The organism is Bifidobacterium sp. UMB1197 (assembly GCF_030217745.1).
Lineage (GTDB): Bacteria > Actinomycetota > Actinomycetes > Actinomycetales > Bifidobacteriaceae > Bifidobacterium > Bifidobacterium vaginale_B.
In genome coordinates this window covers 1-377 of record NZ_JASOOL010000026.1, presented here as the reverse complement: position 1 = coordinate 377, position 377 = coordinate 1, and the positions used below count along the sequence as shown (strand labels likewise).

The 377-nt window shown below is 48.8% G+C and carries 1 protein-coding gene; it reads left to right on the top strand.

What is annotated here, in order from left to right; genetic code table 11:
- On the top strand, window positions 1-377 hold a 377-nt coding region (locus tag QP420_RS06455; RefSeq protein ID WP_481616897.1), incomplete at both ends, for a hypothetical protein.

Below are 377 nucleotides of genomic sequence, written 5' to 3'. Positions count from 1 at the left end.
ACTAAGTATGAGGCTGCTGTAGCTGAAGCTAAGCAGGCACAGGATAAGTATGATGCAGGTCTTGCTGCTGCAAAGGCGGCTGGAATCGTCAAGTCAGATGGTCAGCTTGATGCTGCCGAGGTAGCTGAGCCTGCTAAAGCTACTGCTAAGCAGGCTGCTATTGATGCTGGTGTTCTTAATGCGGATGCTTCTGCAGTGAATACTCGTCCTGCTGATGCTCCTAATGCTGACTTGCTTGCTGCTCGTTTGGATCTTGATGCTAAGGATACCCTTTTGGATGCTGCTAAGAAGCATTATAAAGAGGTTATGGGTTCTTCCGATACTCCAACTCCTGATCCAAAGCAGCCTGAAGAGGTGACTCCAACTACTAAGGCTGG